The sequence below is a fragment of the Streptomyces sp. NPDC111802 genome, from assembly GCF_055634335.1.
The window spans coordinates 114,084-140,043 of the sequence record NZ_JBVKCZ010000016.1 but is presented as its reverse complement, the minus strand read 5'-3'; the positions used below and the strand labels follow the sequence as shown (position 1 = coordinate 140,043).

24 protein-coding genes and 1 pseudogene are annotated in these 25,960 nt (G+C 70.7%); 14 read left to right on the top strand and 11 right to left on the bottom strand.

Features of this window, described 5'->3' with window-relative positions:
- Positions 1 to 10: 10 nt before the first annotated feature.
- Both ACZ7NC_RS19770 and ACZ7NC_RS19765 read right to left on the bottom strand, forming a co-directional pair.
- Entirely contained in the window at positions 11 to 235 is a 225-nt protein-coding gene (locus ACZ7NC_RS19770; protein ID WP_471489903.1) for a hypothetical protein, read from the bottom strand.
- Positions 232 to 1,179, bottom strand: coding sequence for a rhomboid family intramembrane serine protease (locus tag ACZ7NC_RS19765; RefSeq protein ID WP_471489902.1), 948 nt, complete (start codon positions 1,177 to 1,179; stop codon positions 232 to 234). The genes ACZ7NC_RS19770 and ACZ7NC_RS19765 overlap by 4 nt, the downstream gene beginning before the upstream one ends.
- A 146-nt stretch (positions 1,180 to 1,325) precedes the next feature.
- Between ACZ7NC_RS19765 and ACZ7NC_RS19760 the strand changes: the two genes are divergently transcribed.
- Positions 1,326 to 2,051, top strand: coding sequence for a vWA domain-containing protein (locus ACZ7NC_RS19760; protein ID WP_471489901.1), 726 nt, complete (start codon positions 1,326 to 1,328; stop codon positions 2,049 to 2,051).
- Positions 2,052 to 2,135: 84 nt separating this feature from the next.
- On the top strand, positions 2,136 to 3,785 hold the full coding sequence (gene qcrB / locus ACZ7NC_RS19755) for a cytochrome bc1 complex cytochrome b subunit (RefSeq protein WP_471489899.1): 1,650 nt from the start codon (positions 2,136 to 2,138) through the stop codon (positions 3,783 to 3,785).
- On the opposite strand, the gene ACZ7NC_RS19750 is transcribed toward qcrB, so the two are convergent.
- Both ACZ7NC_RS19750 and ACZ7NC_RS19745 read right to left on the bottom strand, forming a co-directional pair.
- Positions 3,760 to 4,728 carry an acyl-CoA dehydrogenase family protein gene (locus ACZ7NC_RS19750; protein WP_471489897.1) on the bottom strand — a complete coding sequence of 323 codons (969 nt, stop codon included), beginning with the start codon at positions 4,726 to 4,728 and terminating at the stop codon, positions 3,760 to 3,762. The genes qcrB and ACZ7NC_RS19750 overlap by 26 nt on opposite strands.
- A complete protein-coding gene (locus tag ACZ7NC_RS19745) occupies positions 4,728 to 5,867 on the bottom strand; it encodes an acyl-CoA dehydrogenase family protein (protein ID WP_471489896.1) in 1,140 nt (379 codons plus the stop codon). Before ACZ7NC_RS19745 ends, ACZ7NC_RS19750 begins: the two co-directional genes overlap by 1 nt.
- Before the next feature lie 74 nt (positions 5,868 to 5,941).
- On the opposite strand from ACZ7NC_RS19745, the gene ACZ7NC_RS19740 reads away from it, so the two are divergent.
- The 3 genes from ACZ7NC_RS19740 to ACZ7NC_RS19730 are packed head-to-tail and all read left to right on the top strand — an operon-like array spanning position 5,942 to position 8,595.
- Positions 5,942 to 6,727: an SDR family oxidoreductase gene (locus tag ACZ7NC_RS19740; protein ID WP_471489894.1), complete on the top strand. Its 786-nt coding sequence runs from the start codon at positions 5,942 to 5,944 to the stop codon at positions 6,725 to 6,727.
- Between the two features lie 16 nt (positions 6,728 to 6,743).
- Positions 6,744 to 7,403: a TetR/AcrR family transcriptional regulator gene (locus ACZ7NC_RS19735; RefSeq protein ID WP_471489892.1), complete on the top strand. Its 660-nt coding sequence runs from the start codon at positions 6,744 to 6,746 to the stop codon at positions 7,401 to 7,403.
- A gap of 34 nt (positions 7,404 to 7,437) precedes the next feature.
- The gene (locus ACZ7NC_RS19730; RefSeq protein ID WP_471489891.1) at positions 7,438 to 8,595 is read left to right on the top strand and encodes an acetyl-CoA C-acetyltransferase; all 1,158 of its coding nucleotides are present in this window, start codon (positions 7,438 to 7,440) and stop codon (positions 8,593 to 8,595) included.
- Between the two features lie 21 nt (positions 8,596 to 8,616).
- Here the strand turns inward: ACZ7NC_RS19730 and ACZ7NC_RS19725 are convergent, their stop codons facing one another.
- The 4 genes from ACZ7NC_RS19725 to ACZ7NC_RS19710 are packed head-to-tail and all read right to left on the bottom strand — an operon-like array spanning position 8,617 to position 11,950.
- Positions 8,617 to 9,663 carry an NAD(P)H-dependent flavin oxidoreductase gene (locus ACZ7NC_RS19725; protein ID WP_471489980.1) on the bottom strand — a complete coding sequence of 349 codons (1,047 nt, stop codon included), beginning with the start codon at positions 9,661 to 9,663 and terminating at the stop codon, positions 8,617 to 8,619.
- Positions 9,663 to 10,379 carry a CoA-transferase subunit beta gene (locus ACZ7NC_RS19720; RefSeq protein WP_471489889.1) on the bottom strand — a complete coding sequence of 239 codons (717 nt, stop codon included), beginning with the start codon at positions 10,377 to 10,379 and terminating at the stop codon, positions 9,663 to 9,665. Before ACZ7NC_RS19720 ends, ACZ7NC_RS19725 begins: the two co-directional genes overlap by 1 nt.
- Positions 10,376 to 11,191 (bottom strand): CoA transferase subunit A, encoded by an 816-nt coding sequence (locus tag ACZ7NC_RS19715; RefSeq protein WP_471489887.1) that lies wholly within the window; start codon positions 11,189 to 11,191, stop codon positions 10,376 to 10,378. The genes ACZ7NC_RS19720 and ACZ7NC_RS19715 overlap by 4 nt, the downstream gene beginning before the upstream one ends.
- A complete protein-coding gene (locus ACZ7NC_RS19710) occupies positions 11,192 to 11,950 on the bottom strand; it encodes an enoyl-CoA hydratase family protein (protein WP_471489885.1) in 759 nt (252 codons plus the stop codon). It abuts the gene before it with no gap.
- A gap of 54 nt (positions 11,951 to 12,004) precedes the next feature.
- On the opposite strand from ACZ7NC_RS19710, the gene ACZ7NC_RS19705 reads away from it, so the two are divergent.
- Both ACZ7NC_RS19705 and ACZ7NC_RS19700 read left to right on the top strand, forming a co-directional pair.
- The gene (locus tag ACZ7NC_RS19705; RefSeq protein ID WP_471489883.1) at positions 12,005 to 12,745 is read left to right on the top strand and encodes an SDR family oxidoreductase; all 741 of its coding nucleotides are present in this window, start codon (positions 12,005 to 12,007) and stop codon (positions 12,743 to 12,745) included.
- Positions 12,746 to 12,998: 253 nt separating this feature from the next.
- A complete protein-coding gene (locus ACZ7NC_RS19700) occupies positions 12,999 to 13,901 on the top strand; it encodes an SDR family oxidoreductase (protein ID WP_471489882.1) in 903 nt (300 codons plus the stop codon).
- A 50-nt stretch (positions 13,902 to 13,951) separates the two neighbouring features.
- Here ACZ7NC_RS19700 and ACZ7NC_RS19695 read toward each other — a convergent pair whose 3' ends face one another.
- Positions 13,952 to 14,848, bottom strand: a complete 897-nt coding sequence (locus ACZ7NC_RS19695; protein WP_471489880.1) for a hypothetical protein — start codon at positions 14,846 to 14,848, stop codon at positions 13,952 to 13,954.
- A gap of 160 nt (positions 14,849 to 15,008) precedes the next feature.
- Here ACZ7NC_RS19695 and ACZ7NC_RS19690 point away from each other — a divergent pair, with 160 nt between their 5' ends.
- Positions 15,009 to 15,806: a S1 family peptidase gene (locus ACZ7NC_RS19690; protein WP_471489878.1), complete on the top strand. Its 798-nt coding sequence runs from the start codon at positions 15,009 to 15,011 to the stop codon at positions 15,804 to 15,806.
- 22 nt (positions 15,807 to 15,828) lie between these two features.
- Here ACZ7NC_RS19690 and ACZ7NC_RS19685 read toward each other — a convergent pair.
- Positions 15,829 to 16,031: pseudogene (locus ACZ7NC_RS19685) on the bottom strand (hypothetical protein); the annotation flags it as partial.
- A gap of 117 nt (positions 16,032 to 16,148) precedes the next feature.
- Between ACZ7NC_RS19685 and ACZ7NC_RS19680 the strand changes: the two are divergent.
- From ACZ7NC_RS19680 to ACZ7NC_RS19660, 5 genes are all read left to right on the top strand, one after another.
- Positions 16,149 to 16,496: a chorismate mutase gene (locus ACZ7NC_RS19680; RefSeq protein ID WP_471489877.1), complete on the top strand. Its 348-nt coding sequence runs from the start codon at positions 16,149 to 16,151 to the stop codon at positions 16,494 to 16,496.
- 432 nt (positions 16,497 to 16,928) lie between these two features.
- On the top strand, positions 16,929 to 17,474 hold the full coding sequence (locus ACZ7NC_RS19675) for a response regulator (protein ID WP_471489979.1): 546 nt from the start codon (positions 16,929 to 16,931) through the stop codon (positions 17,472 to 17,474).
- 148 nt (positions 17,475 to 17,622) lie between these two features.
- Positions 17,623 to 20,127 carry an aminopeptidase N gene (pepN, locus tag ACZ7NC_RS19670; protein ID WP_471489875.1) on the top strand — a complete coding sequence of 835 codons (2,505 nt, stop codon included), beginning with the start codon at positions 17,623 to 17,625 and terminating at the stop codon, positions 20,125 to 20,127.
- Positions 20,128 to 20,319: 192 nt separating this feature from the next.
- On the top strand, positions 20,320 to 21,729 hold the full coding sequence (locus tag ACZ7NC_RS19665; RefSeq protein WP_471489873.1) for a pyridoxal phosphate-dependent decarboxylase family protein: 1,410 nt from the start codon (positions 20,320 to 20,322) through the stop codon (positions 21,727 to 21,729).
- Positions 21,726 to 23,180, top strand: a complete 1,455-nt coding sequence (locus tag ACZ7NC_RS19660) for a lysine N(6)-hydroxylase/L-ornithine N(5)-oxygenase family protein (protein ID WP_471489871.1) — start codon at positions 21,726 to 21,728, stop codon at positions 23,178 to 23,180. Before ACZ7NC_RS19665 ends, ACZ7NC_RS19660 begins: the two co-directional genes overlap by 4 nt.
- Before the next feature lie 24 nt (positions 23,181 to 23,204).
- On the opposite strand, the gene ACZ7NC_RS19655 is transcribed toward ACZ7NC_RS19660, so the two are convergent.
- Positions 23,205 to 25,010 carry a bifunctional metallophosphatase/5'-nucleotidase gene (locus ACZ7NC_RS19655; RefSeq protein ID WP_471489870.1) on the bottom strand — a complete coding sequence of 602 codons (1,806 nt, stop codon included), beginning with the start codon at positions 25,008 to 25,010 and terminating at the stop codon, positions 23,205 to 23,207.
- A gap of 138 nt (positions 25,011 to 25,148) precedes the next feature.
- Between ACZ7NC_RS19655 and ACZ7NC_RS19650 the strand changes: the two genes are divergently transcribed.
- Positions 25,149 to 25,865 carry an SIMPL domain-containing protein gene (locus ACZ7NC_RS19650; RefSeq protein WP_471489869.1) on the top strand — a complete coding sequence of 239 codons (717 nt, stop codon included), beginning with the start codon at positions 25,149 to 25,151 and terminating at the stop codon, positions 25,863 to 25,865.
- The last annotated feature ends 95 nt before the right edge of the window (positions 25,866 to 25,960 follow it).

Genomic DNA, 25,960 nt, shown 5'->3' with positions numbered 1-25,960 from the left:
CCGGTGCGTCTCACTGGGTCATCCCTCCACCGGTCAGCTCTGACACCTTGGCGAACGCGACCATCGTCAGCAGCACGAGCACGCCGGCGCAGGCGACGGCCTGGATCATGGTCTGGCGCGGTCCGCGCGGGGCGTAGGCGTAGGCCAGTGTCACCGCGGCCCCGGTCAGCAGGCCGCCCAGGTGGCCCTGCCGGGAGGTGAGGCCGGCGGAGAGCAGGATTCCGGTGCGTCTCACTGGGTCATCCCTCCACCGGTCAGCTCTGACACCTTGGCGAACGCGACCATCGTCAGCAGCACGAGCACGCCGGCGCAGGCGACCGCCTGGATCATGGTCTGGCGCGGTCCGCGCGGGGCGTAGGCGTAGGCCAGTGTCACCGCGGCCCCGGTCAGCAGGCCGCCCAGGTGGCCCTGCCAGGAGGTGAGGCCGGCGGAGAGCAGCAGCCACAGGAGCAGGAACGTCATGAAACGGTTGACGGCGCGCATGTCGGCGCCGACCCGGCGGGCGAGGACGTAGTACGCGGCACCCAGGCCGAAGATCGCGCCCGACGCGCCGACCGACTCGACGTTGACGGCGGTGAGCAGCAGCACGAACACCGATCCGCCCAGCGTGGACAGCAGATAGAGGGCGATGTACCGGACCCGGCCCAGCATGGGCTCCACGACCCGGCCGAGCTGCCAGAGCGAGACCATGTTCATCACGATGTGCAGCAGCCCGAAGGTGCCCTCCGTCGGCGGCAGATGCAGGAAGCCTGCAGTCAGCAGCCGCTCCCACTGCCCGGCGACCAGGCCCTCGGCGTGGAAGTCCGACGGGTAACCGGACTGGTAGACGTAGTAGCCGCCGTCCGGCCCGACCAGCCGGGCGCTGAGCATCGCGAACCGGTCCAGGATCTCCGGGCGCACGACCTCGGCCAGATAGGCGAGGACGTTCAGCCCGATGAGCACCGAGGTCACCAGCGGTGTCGCGGCGATCCGCCCGCCGACGACCGTCCGGGCCTGCCGTATCGAACGCGCGCCCTCCTTCACGCACTCCACGCACTGGTGGCCCACCGCCGCCTCCCGCATGCAGTCCGGGCAGATGTACCGGTCGCAGCGGGTGCAGCGGACATGGGACTCCACCTTGGGGTGGCGATAGCAGGTGGTGACGGCGGACTCGGTGGTTTCGGTGGACTCGGGCTCCACAGCCGGCTCCTCGGGGGACTGGACGAACGGTGAGCCGGTGGGGACGGCGGCGGATAAAAGTATCGAACACCTGTGGGCGGCGGGAGGGGCGGGTCCCGTGGTGTCGTAATCTCGGCACCCGGTGTGCTGCGCGAGGGGGAGTCCGGATGGCGGCGATCAGTCTCAGCAAGGTGGAGGAGACCGCGCCCGCGCTGGTCAGTCTGTACAAGAGCGCCGGGGTGTCGCTCCGGAAGCACGGGCTGGACGGGGTGCGGGCCGCGGTCTATCTGGTGGTCGACTACTCCGGGTCGATGAAGCCGTACTACAAGGACGGCAGCGTGCAGGCGCTCGCCGACCGGGTGCTCGGCCTGTCGGCGCACTTCGACGACGACGGGACCGTGCCCGTGGTGTTCTTCTCCACCGATGTCGACGCCGTCACCGACATCGCGCTGGCCGACCACCGGGGGCGGATCGAGCGGATCGTGTCCGGGCTCGGCCACATGGGCAAGACCAGCTACCACCTGGCCATGGACGCCGTCATCGACCACTACCTGGACAGCGGCTCCACGGACCCCGCCCTGGTGGTGTTCCAGACCGACGGCGGCCCCATCAACAAGCTCGCCGCCGAACGGTACGTGTGCAAGGCGGCCAGGCTCCCGCTGTTCTGGCAGTTCATCGGGTTCGGGGACGCCACCAGCAAGCAGTTCGACTTCCTGCGCAAACTCGACGAGCTGGCGGTGCCGGACAGACGGGTGATCGACAACGCCGGATTCTTCCACGCCGGTTCGGATCCGCGGACCGTCTCCGACGCCGAGCTCTACGACCGTCTGGTCGGGGAGTTCCCGAAGTGGCTGGTGGCGGCGCGGGCGCAGGGCATCGTACGGCCGCACTGACGTGCGAATCGAGGTGTCCGACCCGTTGGCTCAGCCCGTACCCCCATGTCACCCTGAAGTGATCCGGCGGGGAGGCGACGACGTATGGACGGCGCACGAACGGGGAACGAGTCGGCGGCGGCACGGCGGTCCGCGCCGCCGGGCAAGGGTGAGCGGATCGCCGACTGGGCCGACGGACGGCTGGGGCTGTACGCGCTGGCCAAGGCCAACATGCGCAAGGTCTTCCCGGACCACTGGTCCTTCATGCTGGGTGAGGTCTGCCTCTACAGCTTCCTCGTACTGATCATTACCGGCGTCTACCTCACCCTGTTCTTCGACCCGAGCACCAACGAGGTCGTCTACAACGGCACCTATGAGCCCCTCAACGGCGTCCTGATGACCAGGGCGTACGAGTCCACGCTCGACATCAGCTTCGATGTGCGCGGCGGGCTGCTCATCCGGCAGATCCACCACTGGGCGGCGCTGGTCTTCGTCACCGGCATGCTGGTGCACATGATGCGGGTGTTCTTCACCGGCGCCTTCCGCAAGCCGCGCGAGCTGAACTGGCTGTTCGGCTGGACCCTGCTGATGCTCGGCATCATCACCGGCCTGACCGGCTACTCCCTCCCCGACGACCTGCTGTCCGGCACCGGCCTGCGGTTCGCGCACGGCGCCATCCTGTCCATCCCGATCGTGGGGACGTATGTGGCGCTCTTCCTCTTCGGCGGGGAGTTCCCCGGGGAGGACTTCATCGCGCGGCTGTACCCGATCCACATCCTGCTGCTGCCCGGGATCATGCTGGCACTGGTGGCCGCCCATCTGATCCTGGTCTTCTACCACAAGCACACGCAGTACCCGGGTCCCGGCCGTGACCAGAAGTCGGTCGTCGGCATGCCCTTCCTGCCGGTGTACATGGCCAAGGCGGGCGGCTTCTTCTTCCTCGTCTTCGGTGTGCTGGCGCTCATGGGTGGCGTCGCCAGCATCAACCCCGTGTGGGCCTTCGGGCCCTACCGCCCCGATCTGGTCACCACGGGCGCCCAGCCCGACTGGTACCTGGGCTTCTCCGAGGGCCTGATCCGGGTGATGCCGGGATGGGAGCTCAACGCCTGGGGCCACACCCTGGAACTGGGCGTCTTCATCCCCTTCTCGCTCTTCCCGCTGATCCTGCTCGCGATCGGCCTGTACCCCTTCCTGGAGGCGTGGGTCACCGGTGACAGACGTGAGCACCACATCCTCGACCGGCCCCGCAACATGCCCGTGCGCACCGGACTCGGCGCGGCCTGGCTGAGCCTGTACGCGGTGCTGCTGATCGGCGGCGGCAACGACATCGTGGCCACGCATCTGCATCTGTCCATCAACTCGATCACCTGGTTCGTGCGGGTCGCGGTCTTCGTGGTGCCGGTCGTCACCTACATGGTGACCAAGCGCGTCTGTCTCGGACTGCAGCGCCGGGACCGGGACAAGGTGCTGCACGGCAGGGAGACGGGCACCGTCAAACGGCTGCCGCAGGGCGAGTACATCGAGGTCCACGAGCCGCTCAGCCAGGGGCAGCTGTTCACCCTCACCCAGCACGAGGAGCATCCGCCGTACGAGATCGGCCCGCGCGTCGACGCGAACGGCGTCCGGCGTCGGGTCACCCATTCCCAGCGGGTGCGGGCCCGGCTGGCGCAGGCGATGTTCGGTCCCCGGTCGCGGATCACCAAGCCGACGGTGGAGGAGTACCGCGAGATCACCAGCGGCGATCACCACCACTGAGCACCGTGTCCCTGCATGCGTCCGGGCTGCCCCAGGCGGTCCGCAGGGCACGGGCCTTCGTCAGCCACAGCGACAGGTCGTACTCCGCCGTGTAGCCGATCGCGCCGTGCAACTGGAGGGCGGTACGGGCGGTCGCGTACGCGGCCTCGCAGGCGGCGACCTTGGCGGCGGCGACATCGGCCGGATCCAGGGTGAGCGCGGCGCCGAGGACGAGGGGCCGGGCGAACTCCAGGCCGATCTTCGCGTCGGCGAGCCGATGCTTCACGGCCTGGAACGAGCCGATGGGGACGCCGAACTGGGTCCGCCGCTTGACGTGGGCGACGGTTCTGCCGAGGAGCGCCAGACCGACGCCGAGGGCTTGGGCGGCGGTGGTCAGACGGGCGTAGCTGAGGGCGTGGGCGGTGGGTGGGTCGGGGCTGAGGAGTTCGCCGCCGGGGGCGAGGGGAGTGAGGCGGCGAGCCGGGTCCAGGGAGGGGCGCACGGGGCCATGGCCGGGGGAGAGGTACAGGCCGTCGGGGGTGAGTGCGAGGTGGGTGGTGGCCGCGTCGCCGTCCAGGGCGTACGGCGCCGTCCACGCCAGCGTCGCCATGGCGTCCCCCGCGGCCAGCGCCGGCAGGAGCCGTTTGGCCGGGCCGGGGTCCGCCAGCCCGGCGAGCAGGGCCGCCGCCGTGACCGTCTCCACCAGGGGGCCCGGTACCGCGTGGCGCCCCAACTCCACGAAGGCGACGGCGAGTTCGACGGGCCGGGGGCCCAGTCCCTCGTAGGCCTCGGGAACCGCCAGCGCGAAGACTCCCGCGTCGGCGATACGGGACCACAGCGCACGGCCACGGGAGTGCTCGCCCCGGCTCCAGTCCCGCACCGCCGACGCGGTGTCCGCCGCCGTCAGCATCGCGTCCAGCGAGTCGGCGAAGGCGCGCTGCTCGGCGTCGAGGAGGAACCTCATCAGCGTCGTCCCTTCGGCAGGCCGAGCAGGCGCTCGGCGATGATGTCGCGCTGGATCTCGTTCGTCCCCGCGTAGATGGGGCCGGCCAGGGAGAAGACGTAGCGCTCGGACCAGTCGGTGTCCGCCGGCTCGCCCTCGGCGCCGAGGAGGTCGAGGGCCGTCTCGTGCAGGGCGATGTCGTACTCCGACCAGAAGACCTTGTTCAGGCTGGACTCCGGGCCGAGCGACTCGCCGTCGAGGAAGCGGGAGGCGGCGGCATAGGTGAACAGCTGGTAGGCGCGGGCGCCGATCAGGGCGTCGGCCACGCCCTTCCGCGCGCTCTCCGGGCTGCCCTCGGACCGCCAGAGGCGGTGCAGGCGGTCGGCGCTCGCGAGGAAGCGGCCGGGGGAGCGGAGCATCAGACCGCGTTCGTTGCCCGCCGTCGACATCGCGATCCGCCAGCCCTGGCCCGGTGCGCCGATCATGTCCTCGTCCGGCACGAACACCTCGTCCAGGAACAGCTCGGCGAACGCGGGCTTGCCGTCGAGGCGGGCGATGGGACGGACCGTGACGCCGGGGGCGCGCAGGTCGAACATCAGATAGGTCAGGCCCTGGTGGGGCTTCGGGGTGTGCGGGTCGGTGCGGAACAGGCCGAAGGCGCGGTCGGCGAAGGCGGCGCGCGAGGACCAGGTCTTCTGTCCCGACAGCAGCCAGCCGCCGTCCGTGCGCACGGCCTTCGACCGGAGCGAGGCCAGATCCGAGCCCGCTTCCGGCTCCGACCAGGCCTGCGCCCAGATCACCTCGCCGGTGGCCATCGACGGGAGCACACGGGCGCGTTGCTCCTGCGTGCCATGGTCGAAGAGGGTCGGGGCCAAGAGGCTGACGCCGTTCTGACTGACGCGGCCCGGCGCGCCCGCCGCGTAGTACTCCTCCTCGAACAGCAGCCACCGTACGAGTGAGCCGTCCCGACCGCCGTACGCCACCGGCCAGTTCACCACCGACCAGCCGTCCGCGGCCAGCTCGGCCTCCCAGGCCCGGTGCGCCGCGAAGCCCTCCTCCGTCTCCAGGGAGGGGAGCGGATCGGGCGGCACATGCGCGTGCAGCCAGGCGCGGGCCTCGGCGCGGAACGCCTCGTCGGCGGTGGAATGGGTCAGGTCCACGGTCGCCCTCCTCCCTCGGGGTCCAACAGGCCTTGGTCTTCCCTAACAAGTGTTTGGTAGGTTAGCGTGCTGCTATGACAAACGTCGAGACGCCGACGTACGTTCCCGGGCACGGACTGCTTCGCGGGCGCACGGCCGTCATCACCGCGGCGGCCGGTGCGGGCATCGGCGGGGCGACCGCGCGCCGCTTCCTCGAAGAGGGCGCGCGCGTGCTGATCAGCGACGCGCACGCACGGCGGCTGAAGGAGTGCGAGGCGGAACTGGCCCGGGAGTTCGAGGGCGCGGTCACCTCCGCCGTGTGCGACGTCACCGACGAGACGCAGGTGCGGGCGCTGTTCGCCACCGCAGTGCGGGAACACGGCAGGCTCGACGTCGTCGTCAACAACGCGGGCCTGGGCGGGACCTCGCCGCTCGTGGACATGACCGACGAACAGTGGTCGAAGGTCCTCGACGTGACCCTGAACGGCACCTTCCGCTGCACCCGGGCCGCCCTGCGCCACCTGCGCGACACCGGCGGCGGCGTGATCGTCAACAACGCCTCCGTCGTCGGCTGGCGCGCCCAGGCCGGACAGGCGCACTACGCGGCCGCGAAGGCGGGCGTGATGGCGCTGACCCGGTGCGCGGCGATCGAGGCGGCCGAGTACGGGGTGCGGGTCAACGCGGTGTCGCCGAGCCTCGCCATGCACCCGCACCTGGCCAGGGTGACGACCCCCGAACTGCTTCAGGAACTGACCGCCCGCGAGGCCTTCGGGCGGTACGCCGAGCCCTGGGAAGTGGCCAACGTGATCGTCTTCCTGGCCTCGGACTACTCCTCGTACATGACCGGAGAGATCGTCTCCGTCAGCAGCCAGCACGCCTAGGACGACAATGGACCCCGTGCCGACCAAGAAGAAGCCCCAGGTGACCGCCGCCGGAAAGCCCGCGGCCGCCGCCACGAGGTCACCCGCGGCTGCCGCCGCTCAAGATCGCCGTCGCGAACTCCTCGACACCGCCGCCGAGGTCTTCGCCGAGCAGGGCTACAACGCCACCACCGTACGCAAGATCGCCGACCACGCGGGCATGCTCGCGGGCAGCCTCTACTACCACTTCGACTCCAAGGAGTCGATGCTCGAGGAGATCCTGCGGACCTTCCTCGACGAGCTGTGGAACGGCTACGACGCCGTCCTGGAGGCCGAGCTGGGCCCGCGCGAGACGCTTCAGGCGCTGGTCACCGAGTCGTTCCGGGAGATCGACCGGCACCGGGCCGCCGTGGCGATCTACCAGAAGGAGAACCGGCAACTGGTGGCACAGGAGCGGTTCGCGTTCCTCGCCGAGTCACAGCGCAAGTTCGAAAAGGCGTGGCTGTCCACGCTGGAGCGCGGGGTGGCGGCCGAGGTGTTCCGGGCCGACCTCGACGTCCGGCTCACCTACCGGTTCGTGCGGGACACGGTGTGGGTCGCCGCGTCCTGGTACCGGCCCGGCGGACAGCACACCCCCGAGGAGATCGCCCGGCAGTACCTGTCGATGGTGCTGGACGGGATCGCCGTACGTGCATAGCCGTTGATGTGCCCTTATCTGCGAGGGAGTCGCCATGGCCGAGGCCTACATCGTCGAAGCGGTCCGTACGCCCGTCGGACGGCGCGGAGGAGGGCTCAGCGAGGTCCATCCGGCCGACCTGGGCGCGCATGTGCTGAAGGCGCTCGTGACGCGCGCGGACGTCGATCCGGCCGCCGTCGAGGACGTCGTCCTCGGCTGCCTGGACGCCGTCGGACCGCAGGCCGGGGACATCGCCCGGACCTGCTGGCTGGCGGCGGGGCTGCCCGAGGAGGTGCCGGGGGTGACCGTGGACCGGCAGTGCGGGTCCTCGCAGCAGGCCGTGCACTTCGCCGCGCAGGGCGTGCTGTCCGGCACCCAGGACCTGGTGGTCGCCGGCGGTGTGCAGAACATGTCGATGATCCCCATCGCCTTCGCCACCCGGCAGGCCGCCGAGCCGCTGGGGCTCACCGCGGGTCCCTTCGCGGGCAGTGAGGGCTGGCGGGCGCGGTACGGGGAGAAGCCGGTGAACCAGTTGGTCGGCGCCGAGATGATCGCCGGCAAGTGGGGGATCAGCCGGCGGGACCAGGAGGAGTTCGCGCTGCGCTCGCACCGGCGGGCGCTGCGCGCCATCGACGAGGGGCGCTTCGAGCGGGAGGTCGTGCCGTACGGGCGGGTCGCCGTGGACGAGGGGCCGCGCCGGGACACCTCGCTGGAGAAGATGGCCGGGCTGAAGCCGGTCATCGACGGCGGCACGATCACGGCGGCCTGTTCCTCACAGGTCTCAGACGGCGCGGCGGCGATGCTGCTGGCCTCGGAGCGGGCGGTGCGCGAGCATGGGCTCACGCCCCGGGCCCGGGTGCACCATCTCTCGGTGCGCGGTGAGGATCCCATCCGCATGCTCACCGCCCCCATACCCGCCACCGCCCACGCCCTGAAGAAGACCGGTCTGTCGATCCATGACATCGATCTCGTCGAGATCAACGAGGCCTTCGCGCCGGTCGTCCTGGCCTGGCTGAAGGAGACCGGCGCGGATCCTGACAAGGTCAATGTCAACGGCGGCGCGATTGCTCTGGGGCATCCGCTGGGGGCGACGGGGGTCAGGCTGATGACGACCCTGCTGCATGAACTGGAGCGTACGGGCGGTCGGTTCGGGCTTCAGACGATGTGTGAGGGCGGCGGACAGGCCAATGTGACGATCATCGAGAGGTTGTGAGCCGCCCACGGGAGTGCCGCGCTAGCAGCCCGCGAGTCGCTCCCGTGCCTCCTCCGCCTCCTTCATGATCCGCTCCACCAGCTCCGCGCACGACGGCAGGTCGGCGATCACCCCGGCCACCTGCCCGGACGCCATCACCCCCAGATCCGTACGGCCGTCCACCATGGACGCCTTCAGCAGCATCGGCGTGTTCGCGGCGAGCAGGACCTGGCTCCAGGTCAGGTCCTTGCCGTGTCTGAGCGCACGGCCGTCCTGGAACATCCGGCGCCAGCTCGTGCCGGACAGCTTCCGGTAGCCCGCCGCCCTGCGGACCGCCTGGAGGAGAGCCCTCGTTCGGCCGGAGCGCTCCAGGGCCTCGACCAGGTCCGTGCGCAGCATGCGGTGGGGCAGGCCGTCCACGGCCGTGGTGACCGTGACGTCCCGTACGGTCGCCGCCAGATACCGCGCCTTCACCGGGTCCGGCACCGTCGAGTCCGACGTCAGCAGGAACCGCGTACCCATGGCGATGCCCGCCGCCCCATAGGCCAGCGCCGCGGCCAGTCCCCGCCCGTCGAAGAAGCCGCCCGCCGCCACGACCGGTATGTCCACGGCGTCCACCACCTGCGGCAGCAGCACCGTCGTCGCCACCTCGCCGGTGTGCCCGCCCCCCTCGCCGCCCTGCACGATCACCGCGTCCGCACCCCAGTCGGCGACCTTCTCGGCATGCCGCCGCGCGCCGATCGAAGGGATCACGACCATGCCCGCGCCCTTGAGCTCGGCCATCAGCTCCCGGGAGGGCGCCAGGGCGAAGGAGGCGACCCGCACACCCTCGTCGATCACGACGCTCACCCGGTCCCCGGCGTCCGAGGCGTCCGCCCTGAGGTTCACCCCGAACGGCGCGTCCGTACGGGACTTGACCTCCCGTATCGCCGCACGCAGCCGGTCGACCGTCATCGTCGCGGAGGCCAGGATGCCCAGCGCTCCCGCGTTCGCCGTCGCCGAGACCAGCCGGGGGCCCGCCACCCAGCCCATCCCCGTCTGCACGATCGGGTGGCGGACCCCGACCAGCCGGGTCAGCGGCGTCTCCATCACGCGGCGACCTCCCGGGCACGCGTGTTCCCCGGGTCGATGACCTCGCGGATGAGCCGTAGCTCCTCGGCGGTGGGTGGCCGGGACCGCGGTACGTCGTCCGGGACGGTCAGCTCGAACGCCGTCGCCTCCCTGACCTGCTCCAGGGTGACTCCAGGGTGGAGCGAGACCAGACGCATGGTGTGGTCGGGTGTGCCGAAGTCGAAGACGCCGAGGTCGGAGACGACCCGGGGGATGCGGTGGTAGCGGGCGTCGCCGGCGTGGTCGTATCCGACTCCGCACACCATGTCGACCTTCTCGACGAAGACCCGCCGGGAGTGCTTCGGGATCCAGTAACTGGTGGGGTTGTTGAGCGTGTTGACCGGTGCTCCGCGCACGCCGAGCAGCTGGCGCTTCGGCTTCGCCCAGTCGCCGATGCAGGAGATGTTCTGGTTGCCGTACCGGTCGATCTGGCTCGCGCCCATCATCACGTGCCGTCGGCCGCCGGTGACCAGGGCGAGATGCTGCCGGTACGGAAGCCAGCCCTCGACGGTGCCGTCCGGGGCGACCAGCATTGCCTCGCCGTCGGTCATCAGCAGGTCCGGCGAGAAGGTGCGGCGCGCGAGCCGGGCACCGATGGACGGGATCAGGCCCATCGGGCTGGCCAGCACCTCCCCGTTGTCGCGCCAGGCCTCGGCGCAGGCGATCACGCAGTGCTCATTCCGCGTAGCGGTCATGTCCCCTCCTCCTCGGGCCCGTTGAGGAATCGCTCGGCGAACTCCGCCCACGGCGTGCTCGCATACTGCTTCTGAAACGCCTCGTCCCGCCCGTAGTCAGGCGCGCAGGACGTGAAGTGCGCGCCGCCCGGCGCCTCGACCACGCCCGTCACCGTATGGCGTTTGATCAGCAGAGTCTGGGGTGCGACCTCCTTGGTCAGCTCGGCGGTGTCCACGATCCGCTCGCAAGAGACGAACGCCGCGTCCGCCGCCTCACAGAACAGGTCGTCGAAGTACGGGTCGGGCCCCAGATACTGGCCGTTGCCCCGCCGGTCGGCGCGGTTGACGTGGACCATGGCCGCGTCCAGGTGCAGGGCGGGCACGGCCACGAACGTCTCCCCGTCGTCGTACGGAGAAGTCACCGTCCGCAGGCCCGGGTTGACCCGCATCACGTCCGAGCCGATCCCGGCCCGCACGGGCAGGAAGGGCAGCCGGTTCGCCGCGGCGTGCAGTCCCCACATGAACATCGCCTCGTCGATCTCCATCATTTCGAACGCCCCGCGCTCGCGGGCCGCCCGGAAGTGCGGTTCCAGGGGGATGGAGTCGAGGGTGACGAAGGGGGCGACCAGTTTGCGGATCCGTCCGGCGGCGGCGAGCATGCCGACGTCCGGGCCGCCGTACGACACGACCGTGAGGCCGGTGATTCCGGACCGCAGCAGTGCTCTCACCAGGGCCATCGGCTTGCGGCGCGAGCCCCAGCCGCCGATGCCGAGTGTCATGCCGCTCTCCAGCCGGGAGACGGCCTCGTCGGCGGTCATCGTCTTGTCGTCCACTCAGTCACCCTCCTTTCCAAAGGCGTCGCGAACCCGGTCGCCCACCCCGCTCACGCTCGCCTCGAAGGTGAACCCCTGCTCGAAGCGGTAGCTGCGGCGCACGTCCACCGGGTCGATGCCGTTGATGGCGGCCTTGGCCAGGCGGAGCAGCTCCCCGTCCTTGGCGGCTATCTCGCGGGCCAGGTCGAGAGCGGCGGCCCGCAGTTCGTCACGCGGCACCACTCGCCACACCGAGCCGTGTGCGTGCAGTTCGGCCGCGCTCGCCGTGCGCGAGGTGTAGTACAGGGCGCGCATCAGGTGCTGCGGGACCAGCCGGGCCAGGTGGGTCGCGGCGCCCAGCGCTCCACGGTCCAGTTCGGGCAGTCCGAAGGTGGCGTCCTCGCTCGCCACGATCACATCCGCATTTCCCACGAGTCCGATCCCCCCGCCCAGGCAGAAGCCCTGCACCGCCGCCACCACGGGCACCTCGCACTCGTACACGGCTGAAAAGGCCGCGAAGCAACCCCGGTTGGCGCCGACCAGCGCGCTCTGCCCGTGCGCCTGTATCTCCTTGATGTCCACGCCCGCGTTGAACCCCCGCCCCTCGGCGGCCAGCACCACGCATCGGACCTCCGGGTCGCGGCCGGCCCCGCGCACCGCGTCGGCCAGCGCGAACCAGCCGGCCACCGGCAGGGCGTTCACCGGTGGGAAGTCGACCGTGACGACGGCGATTCCCTCTTTTCCGGGCCCCTTTTCCGGGGACGAGGTGGAGACACCCATGGTCGCATCAGCTACCTTTCCACCAAACATTTGTTAGGTGAAGGGTAGCCGCGAATGGGGCTGGACGGGAAGGTAGTTGTCGTCACGGGGGGTACGCGGGGCGTCGGCGCAGGGGTGGCGAAGGCCTTCGCCGAGGCGGGCGCGGTGGTCGTGGTCTGTGCGCGCAGACCACCCGAAGTCCCTTTCCCCGAAGTCGAGTTCAGACCGCTCGACCTTCGTGACCCGGACGCCGTACGGGCCTTCTTCGCGGCCCTGCCCCGCGTGGACGTCCTCGTCAACAACGCGGGTGGCACACCGTACCGACGGTTGACGGAGGCGGACGCCGAGCGGCACGCGCGCGTCATCGAGCTGAACCTCGTCGCGCCGCTGACGGCTTCCCTGGCCGCGTACGAGCAGCTGAAGCGCGTGCGAGGGTCGGTGGTGATGGTCGGCAGCGTCAGCGGGGGGCGGCCGTCGCCCGGGTCGGCGGCGTACGGGGCGGCGAAGGCCGGGCTGGAGAGCCTGGCCCGTTCGATGGCCGTGGAGTGGGCGCCGGAGGTCAGGGTCAACACGCTGGTCGTCGGCATGGTCCGTACCGAACTGGCCCACCTCCACTACGGCGGCGACGACGGCATCGCCGGTGTCTCCCGCACCGTCCCCCTCGGCCGCCTCGCCGAACCGGCCGACGTGGGCGCGGCGGCCGTCTTCCTCGCCTCCGAGGCCGCCGCGTACATCAGCGGGGCGAGCCTGCTCGTGCACGGCGGGGGTGAGCGGCCCGCGTTCCTGGACGCCGCAACGGTCAACAAGGAGGCATGACATGAGCCGGATGTGTGAAGGACGGGTCGTCGTCGTCACCGGGGCGGGCCGCGGCCTCGGGCGCGCGCATGCGCTCGCGTTCGCCGCGGAGGGGGCGAGGGTCGTGGTCAACGACCTCGGTGTCGGGGTGGACGGGGAGCTGGGTGGGGGCGGGAGCGGGGGGGTTGGGGAGGGGGCTGGGGGCAGTGCTGTGCGGGGGGTGGTCGGTGATGGGCCTGTGCGGGGGGTGGCTGGCGGTAGTCCGGCGCGGGGGGTGGCCGCGGATGGTCCTGTGCGGGGGGTGGCCGCGGACGGTTCTGCGTGGGGGGTGGCCGCGGATGGTCCTGCTCGTGAGGTGGCCGGCGACCGTCCGGCGCGGGGCGTGGTCGGCGACACTCCCACCCGGCGGGTCGCCGCGGACAACCCTGCCCAGCGCGTGGTCGACGAGATCCGCGCGGCCGGCGGTGAGGCCATCGCGCATGCCGGTGACGTGGCGACCAGTGCCGGCGCGGCATCCCTGGTGGCAGCCGCGGTGGAGACGTACGGCCGCCTCGACACGCTCGTCAACAACGCCGGGTTCCTGCGTGACCGGATGCTGGTCAACCTCGACGAGGACGACTGGGACGCTGTCGTACGCGTCCACCTCAAGGGCCACTTCCTGCCCCTCAAGCACGCGGCCGCGTACTGGCGGGCGGAGGCGAAGGCGGGGCGAATGCCGGTCGCCCGGGTCGTCAACACGAGCAGCGGCGCGGGGCTGTTGGGCTCGCTCGGGCAGGCGAACTACAGCGCCGCGAAGGCCGGGATCATCGGGCTCACCCTGGTCGCGGCGGCCGAACTGGCCCGCTACGGCGTCCAGGTCAACGCGATCGCCCCGGCGGCGCGCACCCGCATGACGGAGCACACCTTCGCGGAGTCCATGGCGGCCCCTGACTCCGGCTTCGATGCCATGGCCCCGGAGAACGTCTCCCCCCTGGTCGTCTGGCTGGGCTCGGTGGCGAGCGGGGGAGTGACGGGCCGGGTCTTCGAGGCGGAGGGCGGGCGGATCACGGTGATGGAAGGGTGGAGGGCGGGTCCGACGGCGGACAAGAGGGCGCGGTGGACGCCGAAGGAAGCGGGGGAGACGGCGCTGAAGTTGCTGGGGAAGGCGGAGGTGCCGGGACAGGTGTACGGGGCGTAGGAGGAACGCCCCCCCCAAAAAAAGGGGCGCGCCCGCACCCCATCAGGCGCTCAGGTGTCGCACTCAAGCACCGTCCGGCACAACCCACACCGCGCCCGAACCCGCCCCCGCACCGGCACCCGGATCCGCTGCTGACACGTCGGACACGGAAACGACACCCCCAGCGGCCCCCGCCCGTCCGGCGTGAACGTATACGGAACCCCCGGCTGCGGACCGGCCCCGTGCTGGTCCTGCGCATGCCGCCGATCACGGGCGTAGCGGCGGCGGCCCGCCCAGCCGGCGGCCGTCAGCGGGGGCTGCTGTTCGTCCCGGCGGGCCTCGGCCATGCCCTTCACATACGCCGTGTAGGCCTGGGGGCTGGTGAACCACACCGACGGGTCCTCGGCGAAGACCAGCGCCCGCTTGGCGAGGACGTACCCGAACTCCTCCGGCGTCAGATAGCCCAGCTTCTGCGAGGACGCCGAGTCCTCCCGGTAGGCGTCGAGGAGCAGCCAGCCCGCGCCCAGATACGTCGTCGCCGTGTCCGTGAGGATCTCGTTGTCGCGTGTGCCGGGGAATGACAGGTCGAGGCGGTGCAGATACACATGCATCACCTCGTGGGCGAGGGCCGCGCCGATGTCCCGGCGATGGGTGCGGAAACGGTCGTTCAACTCGACGAAGTACTCAGGCCCGGCGGCGAGTTCGACGTTCGCCGCGTGGGACATCTCCCGGAAGCTGACGATCAGCCGGGCGTCCGGCAGCCGGTAGTGCCGCACCAGCTCACGGGCCACCCGCTGCGCGCCCAGATAGAGATCGTCCGTGTCGCAGAAGGCCACGTCGGCCGGCGCCACGCTGGTCGCGAACGTCTGGACGGTGTCGTAGGACAGCCGTCTGTAGAGCGCGGTGATCGAGGCCCGCACCGTCTCCAGGTGCGGGAAGCCGTGCTGGACCGGTCCGCCGTTCGCCACGCCCTTACCCCCAAGACGCCTTGAACCCGATTCCACTCTACGGGGATGTGAGGGGATTTTCCCTGGTGAGGTTCCATGCCCGGGACGTGAGATCCGTCCTTGTCATGCACGCCCCTCGATCTTCATACTCCGGGTCGCCCAACCCCCCGCGAAAGGACGAATGTTGAGCCATCACATATCCCGGAGAAGCGGCCTCTACTGGGCGAAGAGAGCCGCGGCGGCAGGTGCTGTCGCACTCGCGGTCGCCTCCCTCCAGCCCGTCGCCGCGCAGGCCGCGTCCACCCGTGTCGTCGGTGGAACGGCTGCCACGCAGAACGAGTTCCCGTTCATGGTCCATCTGTCGATGGGCTGCGGCGGGGCGCTCTACAAGAAGGACGTCGTGCTGACCGCGGCCCACTGCATGGAGGGCTCCGGCAACAACACCAGCATCACCGTCACCGCGGGTGTCAACGACCTCAACTCCTCCGCCGCGATCAAGGTCAAGTCGACCAAGGTCAAGGTGGCCACGGGCTACAACGGCTCCGGCAAGGACTGGGCGCTGATCAAGCTCGCCCGGCCCATCGACAAGCCGACGCTGAAGATCGCCACGACGGACCAGTACAACCGCGGCATGTTCACGATCGCCGGGTGGGGCGACACACAGGAGGGAGCCGGCACGGGCACGACCAAGCTCCGTAAGGCCACTGTTCCCTTCGTCGCCGACCGCGTGTGCAAGCGGCACTACGGAAACCAGCTCGTGTCGAAGGAGGAACTGTGCGCCGGCTGGCAGAGCGGCGGCATCGACACCTGCCAGGGCGACTCCGGTGGCCCCATGTTCCGTAAGGACGACGCCGGTAAGTGGATCCAGGTCGGCATCGTCAGCTGGGGCGACGGCTGCGCCCGCACCGGTGTGCCCGGCATCTACACCGAGGTCAGCCACTTCGCCAAGGACATCGCCCGAGCGGCGTCCGCGCTGTAGGCAACCGGCGCACCCCCGTGCGTCAGACGGCCCGGAGCACCGGGGCACCCGCCTCGCCGGAACCCCACCGGGCCGTCCCCGCCGGCTCCAGCACCCACACCTCGTCGCGGCCCTCCGCAGCACGGGCCCAGGACAGCCCGGGACATACAGCGAGCGCTGTGGGCCGGCCGACCAGTGGCGGCCGATGTCGAAGCCGTTGATCCACACGAAGCCGCGGGTCCCGCCACTGACGCACCGTGCCCGGCGGCCGGAGCAACCAGGTCCCCGACCCCGACGACCCGCCCCGCCCCGCCCCGGATCGAACGAATGACCAGCCCAGGCGGCCCCGTAGGCTGAGCCCTCATGACCAGCAACACGTCCCCAGGTGATGTCGACCCCGCGGTCCGTGAGGAACTCGCCCGGCTGCGCGACAGCATCGACAACATCGACGCGGCCGTCGTCCACATGCTCGCCGAACGCTTCAAGTGCACCCAGCAGGTCGGCCATCTCAAGGCCCGGCACCAGCTCCCGCCCGCCGACCCCGCCCGCGAGGCCCGCCAGATCGCCCGGCTGCGCACCCTCGCCGAGAACGCCAAGCTCGACCCGGCGTTCGCCGAGAAGTTCCTGGGCTTCATCATCGCCGAGGTGATCCGGCACCACGAAAGCATCGCCGAGGACACGGTCAACGACGCTGCGCCCACGGCGAACTGACCTGGGCCCTGTCGCCGCATTCCCGCCTGCCTGGCGGCGTCCGGCACGCACGCTCGCCCCGTTGCCGAACCGCCCACGTGGCTCCTCCGCACGCGCGAACCGAGCTTCGCCAGGCTCGCGCGGGGGCGCCCGCAGCGAGGGCGCTCAGGCGCCTTGCGATCGCACGCTCGCCCACCCACGCTCGAACAACCTCGCGCGGGGGGGGGCCACCCCCATGACGCCTCCAGGCCCGCCCTCCAGGCCCCCCCTCCAAGCCCGTCTCCGGGCGGGCGACACGAATCTGGCGACAGGACCCAGACCGGGCCCTCCCGAGGGAGTGACACGGCGCCCCGCGCGGGGCATGCTGCGCTGTGCACTCCATGCCAACTGACACGCACTCCCCGTCAGCGCCCGGACATATCCTGGAAGTCCATGCGGGAGGGACGTCGGGCCATGCCGTCGGATGCCAAGATCCTCATCGTCGACGACCACGAGGAAACCCTGTACGCCCTGGAGAGCGCCCTGGCCCCGCTGGGCTACCGGCTCGCCCGCGCCACCAACGGTGACGAGGCGCTCAAGCAGGTGCTCCGCGGCCAGGTCGGCCTGCTGCTCCTGGACGTCCGGATGCCCGGCGTCAGCGGCCTGGACGTGGTGCGGTACATGCGGCGCGTGGAACAGACCCAGAACATACCGGTCATCCTGCTCACCGGCTTCGGCGCGGACCACGAACTGACAGCCACCGCCTTCGGGCTCGGCGTCGCCGACCTGGTCCTGAAGCCCACCGACCCCTGGGCGCTGCGCACCAAGGTCCGCTACCTGTACGACGCCTACCAGCGCCACCGCGCCCTGGAGGAGGAGGTCCGCGAGTTGCGGGCCCTGGTCAAGGACCACACCGACGTCCAGGAACCCCCACCGCGCCCCACCCTGCCGCACCCCGACGCCCGCGTCCCGACCCAGCGGGACAACACCGCCGCCACATCGGCCAAGGACCTGACCTGACACCTGGCCTGACACCTGACCTGGCAGCGGCCGGGGACGCACGGAACGCCGGGCGGGAACCGGACAGAACGGCCGCAAGAAATCGGACATAGCGCACGTAGTGATCCACCCCTGTGCCTGGTCTGCGGCATCAGGCAGCATGTCGTGCATGTCCGTACTGACGCGCGACGAAGCGCAGACCCGTGCCCAGCTCCTCGACGTCCATCGCTACACGATCGAACTCGATCTGACGACCGGGCACGAGACGTTCGACTCCCGTACCGTCATCGCCTTCACGGCGCGCGCCGACGCGGACACGTTCGTCGAGATCAAGCCGGCCGAGCTGCGCTCCGTCACGCTGGACGGACAGCCCCTGGACCCCGAGACCCTGGACGGGAACAGGCTGCCCCTGAAGAACCTCACCGCCGGTGAGCACGAACTGCGCTTCGACGCGGCCATGCGCTACTCCCGCACCGGCGAGGGCATGCACCGCTTCACCGACCCCAGCGACGGCGAGACATACGCCTACACCCAGCTGTTCATGGAGGACGTCCAGCGCGTCTTCGCCGCCTTCGACCAGCCGGACCTCAAGGCCGTCTTCGACCTGTCCGTCACCGCGCCCGAGGGCTGGACCGTCCTCGCCAACGGCACCACCGAGCACCTCGGCGAGGGCCGCTGGCAGGCCGCGGCCACCCCGCTGATCTCCACCTACCTCGTCGCGGTCGCCGCGGGACCCTGGCACTCGGTCCGTACCGAGCACCGCGGCCTGCCCTTCGGCATCCACTGCCGCCGCTCCCTGGCCCCCTACCTGGACGCGGACGCCGACGAACTCCTGCAGGTCACCCGGCAGTGCTTCGACCGCTTCCACGAGAAGTTCGACGAGCCCTACCCCTTCGACTCCTACGACCAGGCCTTCGTGCCCGAGTTCAACGCCGGCGCCATGGAGAACCCCGGCCTGGTCACCTTCCGCGACGAGTTCGTCTACCGCTCCGCCGTCACGGACACCGAGCGGCAGACCCGCGCCATGGTCATCGCCCACGAGATGGCCCACATGTGGTTCGGCGACCTCGTCACCCTGCGCTGGTGGGACGACATCTGGCTGAACGAGTCCTTCGCCGAGTACATGGGCTACCAGATCTGCGCCGAGGCCACCCGCTTCACCGACACCTGGGTCGACTTCGGCGTCGCCCGCAAGTCCTGGGGCTACGACGCCGACCAGCGGCCCTCCACCCACCCCGTGGCCCCCGAGGCCGTCGACGACACGGCCTCCGCCATGCTCAACTTCGACGGCATCTCCTACGCCAAGGGCGCCTCCGCGCTGCGTCAACTCGTGACCTGGCTCGGCGAGAAGGACTTCCTCGCAGGCATCAACACCCACTTCGCCCGCCACAAGTTCGCCAACGCCACCCTCGCCGACTTCATCGACTCCCTCGCCGCCAACACCGAGCGCGATGTGCACGCCTGGGCCGACAGCTGGCTGCGCACCACCGGCGTCGACACCCTCACACCGACCGTCACCCCCGGCGACAACGGCACGTACACCCTCACCGTCGACCGCGCGGGCAGCCGCCCGCACCGCGTCGCCGTCGGCCTGTACACCGAGGACCTCGGGGACAACGGCGGCCACCTCACCCTGCGCGAGCGCATCGACCTCGACATCCCGCAGACCGTCCCGCAGCCCATCGGCAAGCGCCCGGCTCTGCTGCTGCTCAACGACGGCGACCTGACCTACGCCAAGGTCCGCTTCGACCCCGAGTCCTTCGAGACCGTCCGAGCAAGCCTCGCCGGCCTGCCCGACCCGCTCACCCGCGCGGTCGTCTGGAACGCCCTGCGGGACGCCGTCCGTGACGGCGAACTGGCCGCCACCGCCTATCTGGAGGCCGCCCGCGCCCACCTGCCGCGCGAGACCGACCTCGCCGTCGTACAGGGCGTCCTCGCCTTCGCCACCGCCCAGGTCGCCGACCGCTACCTCACCCCCGAGGAGCGGCCCACCGCCCTGGCCACCCTCTCCGCGCTGTGCCGCGACCTCATCCGCCGCACCGAGGACGGCGACAACCCCGGCCTGCGCCTGATCGCCGTGCGCCACTTCATCGACGCCGCCGCCCACCCCGACACGATCGCCGCCTGGCTCGCCGACGGCACAGTGCCCGGCGGACCCGAACTCGACCCCGAGCTGCGCTGGCGTGTCCTGGGCCGGCTCGCCGTGCTCGGCGCCGTCGACGAGACCGCCATCGCCGCCGAGCTGGAGCGCGACCCGAGCGCCACCGGCCAGGAGGGCGCCGCCCGCTGCCGGGCCGCCCTGCCCGACGAGGCGGCCAAGGCCCGGGCATGGGAAGCCATGTTCGCCACCGACGAGAGCACCGACCTGTCCAACTACCTCTTCACCGCGACCGCCCAGGGCTTCTGGCAGCCCGAACAGGCCGATCTGGTGCAGCAGTACGTGCCGCGCTACTACAAGGACGCGGTCACCCTCGCCGCCCGCCGCGGCCCCGCCATCGCCGACGCCGCCGGCCGCTACGCCTTCCCGGTCCACTCCGTCGACCCCGACACCCTGCGCCTGGGCGAGAAGTGCCTGCGCGACGGCGACCCGATCCCGGCGCTGCGCCGCAGGCTGGCCGACCAACTCGACGACCTGGCTCGGGCCTTGCGGGTCCGGGAGGGCCGACAGGGCTAGTACGTCCGACGTAGGGGGCGCCGGTTCCCACGGCCGCCCCCTACTCCGGCAACCTCTGTACGCCCGGTCCGACACGCTTTCCCCGCACGAAAGTACCCCCTTTCGGGTTCCGGTCATTGGGCTTTTCGGGCGCGAACGCGCATCCGCGTACAAGCTGGGAAGTCCCTCATGCCCAGCGCCCGGGAGGCCCCGATGAGCACGCAGCCGTCGCTCGCTTCAGGCCCGGAAGGTCCCCATGCCCTGCGGCCGTTGCTCGACACCGCGCTCGCCGCGCTGAGCGAGGGCGCCGGGGTACGCGGGGGACCACTGCCGTCGGGCGGCCCGGACGCGGTGGCCGCGCGCATGCGGGACGCGGCAGGCGACGTACTGCCGGCCGACGGCGACCCGAACGCCCTCCACACCCTCGTCCGGGCCCTCGCAGCGACCGCCGCCGACCCCGCGGACCCCCTCTGCGCAGCCCACCTCCACTGCCCGCCCCTCGCCGTCGCCACCGCCGCCGACCTCGCCGCCTCGGCGCTCAACCCCTCGTTGGACTCCTGGGACCAGGCGCCGGGCGCATCGGAGTTGGAGGGGTTGGTGACGGAAGCACTCGCGCTGGAGGTCTTCGGCTCCGGGACCGGTTCCGTGACCGGCTCCGCGAGCCCGCCCCGCACAACCCCCACCGCCCTGATCACCACCGGCGGCACCGAGTCCAACCAGCTCGCCCTCCTCCTCGCCCGAGAAGCACACGGCGCCGGCGTCCGGCTGGTCCACGGGGCCAACGCCCACCACTCGCTGCCCAGGGCCGCCTGGCTGCTCGGGCTGCCCGAGCCCGTCGTCGTGCCCGCCCCGGCCGGTGCCCTCGACCCCGCCGCCCTCGACGAGGCCCTCACGGAACTGCCCGGTCCGCATCTCGTCGCCGCCACCGCCGGTACCACCGACGCCGGGATCATCGACCCGCTCCCCGAGATCGCCGCCCTGAGCGCCGCCCATGGCGCCCGGTTGCACATCGACGCCGCCTACGGGGGCGGCCTGCTCTTCAGTGGCCGGTACCGAGAGCGGCTGAAGGGCCTCGACGCCGCCCACACCGTCACCCTCGATCTGCACAAGCTCGGCTGGCAGCCGGTCGCCGCGGGGCTCCTCGCGGTCCGGGACCCGCGCGATCTCGCCGTACTCCACCATCGCGCCGACTACCTCAACGCCGACGACGACACCGAAGCCGGCCTGCCCGACCTGCTGGGCCGCTCCCTGCGCACCAGCCGCAGGCCCGACGTCCTGAAGATCGCCGTCACCCTGAAGACCCTCGGCCGCACCGGCCTCGGCCGACTGGTCGACCAAGTCTGCGACAACGCCCGTGAGTTCGCCGCCCTCGTCCACGACCACCCCGGCTTCGAGCTCCACGACCGGCCCACCCTCAGCACGGTCCTGTTCCGGCCCGCACACGCCGCCGACGACACCGTCGCCGCCGTACGCCGCAGGCTCCTCACCGACGGCCGCGCCGTCCTCGGCCGGGCCCGCATAGACGGACGCCTGTGGTTGAAGGCGACCCTCCTCAACCCCCACACGCGCCCGGACGAACTGGCCGCCCTCCTGAAACTGGTGGAAGGAAACACCCCCCGATGAGTCCGCAGTCGAACCCCCCTGCCGATGCGCACCCCAACCCCCCACGCCAGGACCCCGACACCCCCCGAGACCTCGTCGGCATCGGCATCGGCCCCTTCAACCTCTCCCTCGCCGCCCTCGCCCAGCCCCTCGCCGAACTCGACGCCGTCTTCTACGAACAGCGCACCGCCTTCGCCTGGCACCCGGGGCTCCTCATCGACGGCTCCCGCCTCCAAGTCCCCTTCCTCGCCGACCTGGTGACGCTCGCCGACCCCGCCAGCCCCTGGTCCTTCCTCAGCTACCTCAGGGCCCGCGACCGGCTCTTCCCCTTCTACTTCGCCGAGCGCTTCCACATCCAGCGCGCCGAGTACGACGCCTACTGCCGCTGGGTCTGCGAGAACCTCACCGGACTGCGCTTCGGCCACCAGGTCGACGCGGTCCGCTTCAACCCCGAACGCGACGTCTTCGAAGTCGACTTCACCCACATCGCCCCCGACGGAGAAGCCGAGGCGCTCGGCCGTACGTACACGAGGAACATCGTCCTCGGCATCGGCACCGAGCCCTACGTCCCCGACCCGCTGCGGCCCCTCGTCGACGCGCCCGCCGTGCCCGTCATCCACGCCGCGGACTACCTAGACCACCGCGAGACCCTGCTCGCCGCCGACCACATCACCGTCATCGGCTCGGGACAGTCGGGCGCCGAGATCTTCCTGGACCTGCTGCGGCACCGTCCCACCGGCCGCGAGAAGCTCCACTGGCTCGGCCGTACCGACGCCTTCGCGCCCATGGAGTACTCCAAGCTCGGCCTGGAGCACTTCACCCCCGACTACACCCGCTACTTCCACGCCCTCGCCGAACCGGTGCGCGACAAGCTCGTCGCCTCCCAGTGGCAGCTCCACAAGGGCATCGACGCCACCACCCTGGCCGCCATCCACGACGAGCTCTACCGCCGCACCCTGCACGGCGGCTGGCCCGACACGGTCCTCACGCCGGGCGTGCGGGTCCGCACCGCCGGCCGTATCGCCACGACCAAGGTGGAACTCCATCTGGAGCACATCCACCAGAACACCCGCTCGCGCATGACCACCGACGCGGTCGTCCTGGCCACCGGCTACCGCGAACGCTCACTCGACCGCATCCTCGCCGGCCTCGACCCCTACATGTGCCGTGACAGCCGGGAACGACCCCGCATCGACGACCAGCACCGCCTGGTCATGGACCCGTCCGTCACCGGCTCCGGCTGCCACGTCTACGTCCAGAACGCCGAACGCCACACCCACGGCATCGGTGCCCCCGACCTCGGCCTCGCGGCCTGGCGCAGCGCCGGCATCCTCAACTCGCTGACCGGCAAGGAAACCTATCCCCTCCCCAGCCGTACCGCGTTCACCACCTTCGGCCTGCAACGGCAGGAGCCCAAGATCCCCTCCGCGCGCCGGCCACCGGTGCTGACACCGCTCATGGAAGGGATCTGAGGCTCCTGACGAAGGCTCCCGGGTCTAGAACACCGGCGTACCGTTCCGCGTCAGCTTCCAGTCCACCGACGAGAAGTCCTTCGGGTCCAGCACGCCCTTCGCGGTCACCCACTCCGCGATCCGGGTGCGGATCTCCGTCGACTCCGCCCACAGCTCCTGAGCCGACGCCACATGCGGGAACGCGCCACCGCCGTTGGCCCGGTAGTTGTTCACCGCGAAGACGAACTTCCGGGCCTCGTCGAGAGCGGCACCGTCGTAGGTCAGGTTCTTGATCCGCGAACCCGGCGCCTGCGCGATGTCGATCTCGTACGACAGCCCGGACACATAGTCGTAGTTGTAGTCCGGGCGGTTGTTCGCGTTCGTCAGCTTGTCCACGTCGACGGCCGCGTCGGCGGCGGTCTGCACGAAGTACTCCGCCGAGTACTCCAGGTACGCCTTGAGCTGCGAGCCCGTCATCAGCTTCGCGACCAGCGTGTTGTCGTAGACGTACAGGCTCGACAGATCCCGGATCGTCACCTCGCCGGCCGGGATCTCCGAGGTGCGCGAGAAGGGCGATGCCTGCGCGATGACGGGCAGCGAGGCGTACTCGGTTCCCGCCAGCGCCGCCTTGACCACGTCCTCCTGGACCTTGGTGATCAGGTCGATGATCGGGGCGTCCTTGTAACGGGCCTCGACCGTGGTCAGCGCGGCGGTCGCGGTGCCGACGACCTGGTTGACGTACGTGACGACCTTGTCGTGCTCGTCCTTCAGCAGCTTGGTGATCTTCGGGTCGTCGGCGACCGTGTTGGAGTTGAGCACCGAGGCGGCCACCTTCTCCACCGACCAGCGGCCCTTGGCGAAGGTCAGCTCGATGTCGAACAGCGACAGCCGCTCCGCGTAACACAGCGGCTCCGACAGCACGACGGTCTTCCCGGTCTTGGCGTTGACGACCTTCAGCTCCGGGATCTCCACATGCGCGTGGCCGACCAGGATCGCGTCGATGTCCGGCACCTGCTGCGCCACCAGCGCCGCCGAGTTCTCGATGTACGGCAGCTGGTCACCGTACGACGACGTGCCCGAGGAACCGGAGTGCGCCGAGACGATCACCACGTCCGCGCCCATCGCCTTCAGCTTCGGCACCCACTTCGCCGCCTGCTTCTCCAGACCCGGGAAGGTCAGCTTGCCCTGCACATAGGCCTTGTCCCAGATCGCGATACCCGGGTTGGTCAGACCGAGGACGGCGACCTTCACCGACGGGGCGCCCTGCACGCGGAACGTCTTCATGAAGTACGGCGGGAAGGCGGGCTTCAAAGTCTTCGCGTCCAGCGCGTTCGCGCCCAGCAGCGGGAAGCGGCACTGCTCCTCGAACTTGCGCAGCGTCTCGATGCCGTAGTTGAACTCGTGGTTGCCGAGCGCGACGGCGTCGAAGCCGATGGCGTTCATCGCCTGCGCCATCGGGTGCACCGGGCCGCCCTCGGCCGTGATCGGGTCGACCTTCGCGTAGTAGTACGTCAGCGGGGTGCCCTGGATCGTGTCACCGGCGTCGATCAGCAGCGTGTTGCGGCGGCCCCGCTCCGCGCGGATCTGGTTCACCAGCGTCGACACCCGCGCCAGACCCTGCGCATTGCCCTTGGCGTCGGTGTACTCGGCGTCCTTGAAGTAGTCCCAGTTGAAGACGTGGCCGTGCAGGTCCGTCGTGCCCAGCACGGTCAGCGAGTACCGCTTGTCGCACTTCGTCGCCGTCGTCGCGGCCTCCGCCGCCTGCGCCGCAGGAGCCGCCGCACCGGCGAGTGCCACCCCCGCTCCGGTCACGGCGGACTTCTTCAGGAACTTCCGGCGGTTCAACGGCATGAGTGCTTCTCCTGAGCGAATGGTCAACAACGCGCGTAGATTCTGACCTGGTCATGCCGACTGGCAACAGACCCCGGAGGTTTCGATCTGGTGACCCGTGGGGGCCGTAACCAAGCAAGCGATGACAGAGTGGGACGTATGACCGCCCCATCAGAGGAACTTCAGCCCGCCGTCCCGTACGGCACCCCCGACGCCCCGCGTATCGCCGTCCGCGGCGAGGCCCGACTGGAGGTCGACCCGGAGATCGCCCGCATCGGCGTCACGGTCGCCTCCCGCGGCAAGGACCGCCGTGCCGCCCTCGACGACCTCACCCGCCGCAACACCGCCGTCCTCGACCTCATCAAGACCTACGGTGACGCGGTCGAGCGACTGGAGACCGGCGCCTTCTCCATCAGCCCCGAGCTCAAGGACAAGGGCCGCGGCGAACGCGTCCACGCCTACCACGGCCGCGTCCACATCACCGCCGTCCTCACGGACTTCACCGCGCTCGGTGAACTCACCACGCGACTGGCCGACTTGGACCTCACGCGCGTCGACGGCCCCTGGTGGGCCCTGCGCCCCGACTCGCCGGCCCACCGGGAGGCGCGGCAGCAGGCGGTACGGGAGGCCGTGCAGCGCGCGCGGGAGTATGCGGAGGCGCTGGGGGCCTCCCTGGCCGCGCTGGTGGAACTCGCCGACATCGGCGCGGAGAACGCCCCGCCGCCCTATCCGCAGGCCCCCGGCGGTCGTATGCGCTCCATGGCCTACGGCGCCGCCGAGGACGCCGCGGCGGCCCCGCTCGATCTCGAACCCCAGCGCCAGCACGTCCACGCCCAGGTCAACGCGCGCTTTACGATGACGCCGCCGCGGCTGTGAATACGCGACTCCATTCGAATTCGCATGCGAATGGGGGAATGCTTCGAACGCTCATCGGAGCACCCCGCCGCACAATTCAACACTTGTCAATAGCC

Coding starts and splice junctions, on each gene's coding strand:
- ACZ7NC_RS19710 (WP_471489885.1), bottom strand. CDS start 11,950: ATGGGTGTCTCCACCTCGTCCCCGGAAAAGGGGCCCGGAAAAGAGGGA.
- ACZ7NC_RS19720 (WP_471489889.1), bottom strand. CDS start 10,379: ATGACCGCTACGCGGAATGAGCACTGCGTGATCGCCTGCGCCGAGGCC.
- ACZ7NC_RS19760 (WP_471489901.1), top strand. CDS start 1,326: ATGGCGGCGATCAGTCTCAGCAAGGTGGAGGAGACCGCGCCCGCGCTG.
- ACZ7NC_RS19655 (WP_471489870.1), bottom strand. CDS start 25,010: ATGCCGTTGAACCGCCGGAAGTTCCTGAAGAAGTCCGCCGTGACCGGA.
- ACZ7NC_RS19680 (WP_471489877.1), top strand. CDS start 16,149: ATGACCAGCAACACGTCCCCAGGTGATGTCGACCCCGCGGTCCGTGAG.
- ACZ7NC_RS19665 (WP_471489873.1), top strand. CDS start 20,320: ATGAGCACGCAGCCGTCGCTCGCTTCAGGCCCGGAAGGTCCCCATGCC.
- ACZ7NC_RS19740 (WP_471489894.1), top strand. CDS start 5,942: ATGACAAACGTCGAGACGCCGACGTACGTTCCCGGGCACGGACTGCTT.
- ACZ7NC_RS19675 (WP_471489979.1), top strand. CDS start 16,929: ATGCCGTCGGATGCCAAGATCCTCATCGTCGACGACCACGAGGAAACC.
- qcrB (WP_471489899.1), top strand. CDS start 2,136: ATGGACGGCGCACGAACGGGGAACGAGTCGGCGGCGGCACGGCGGTCC.
- ACZ7NC_RS19705 (WP_471489883.1), top strand. CDS start 12,005: ATGGGGCTGGACGGGAAGGTAGTTGTCGTCACGGGGGGTACGCGGGGC.
- ACZ7NC_RS19725 (WP_471489980.1), bottom strand. CDS start 9,663: ATGGAGACGCCGCTGACCCGGCTGGTCGGGGTCCGCCACCCGATCGTG.
- pepN (WP_471489875.1), top strand. CDS start 17,623: ATGTCCGTACTGACGCGCGACGAAGCGCAGACCCGTGCCCAGCTCCTC.
- ACZ7NC_RS19730 (WP_471489891.1), top strand. CDS start 7,438: ATGGCCGAGGCCTACATCGTCGAAGCGGTCCGTACGCCCGTCGGACGG.
- ACZ7NC_RS19650 (WP_471489869.1), top strand. CDS start 25,149: ATGACCGCCCCATCAGAGGAACTTCAGCCCGCCGTCCCGTACGGCACC.
- ACZ7NC_RS19690 (WP_471489878.1), top strand. CDS start 15,009: ATGTTGAGCCATCACATATCCCGGAGAAGCGGCCTCTACTGGGCGAAG.
- ACZ7NC_RS19750 (WP_471489897.1), bottom strand. CDS start 4,728: ATGAGGTTCCTCCTCGACGCCGAGCAGCGCGCCTTCGCCGACTCGCTG.
- ACZ7NC_RS19660 (WP_471489871.1), top strand. CDS start 21,726: ATGAGTCCGCAGTCGAACCCCCCTGCCGATGCGCACCCCAACCCCCCA.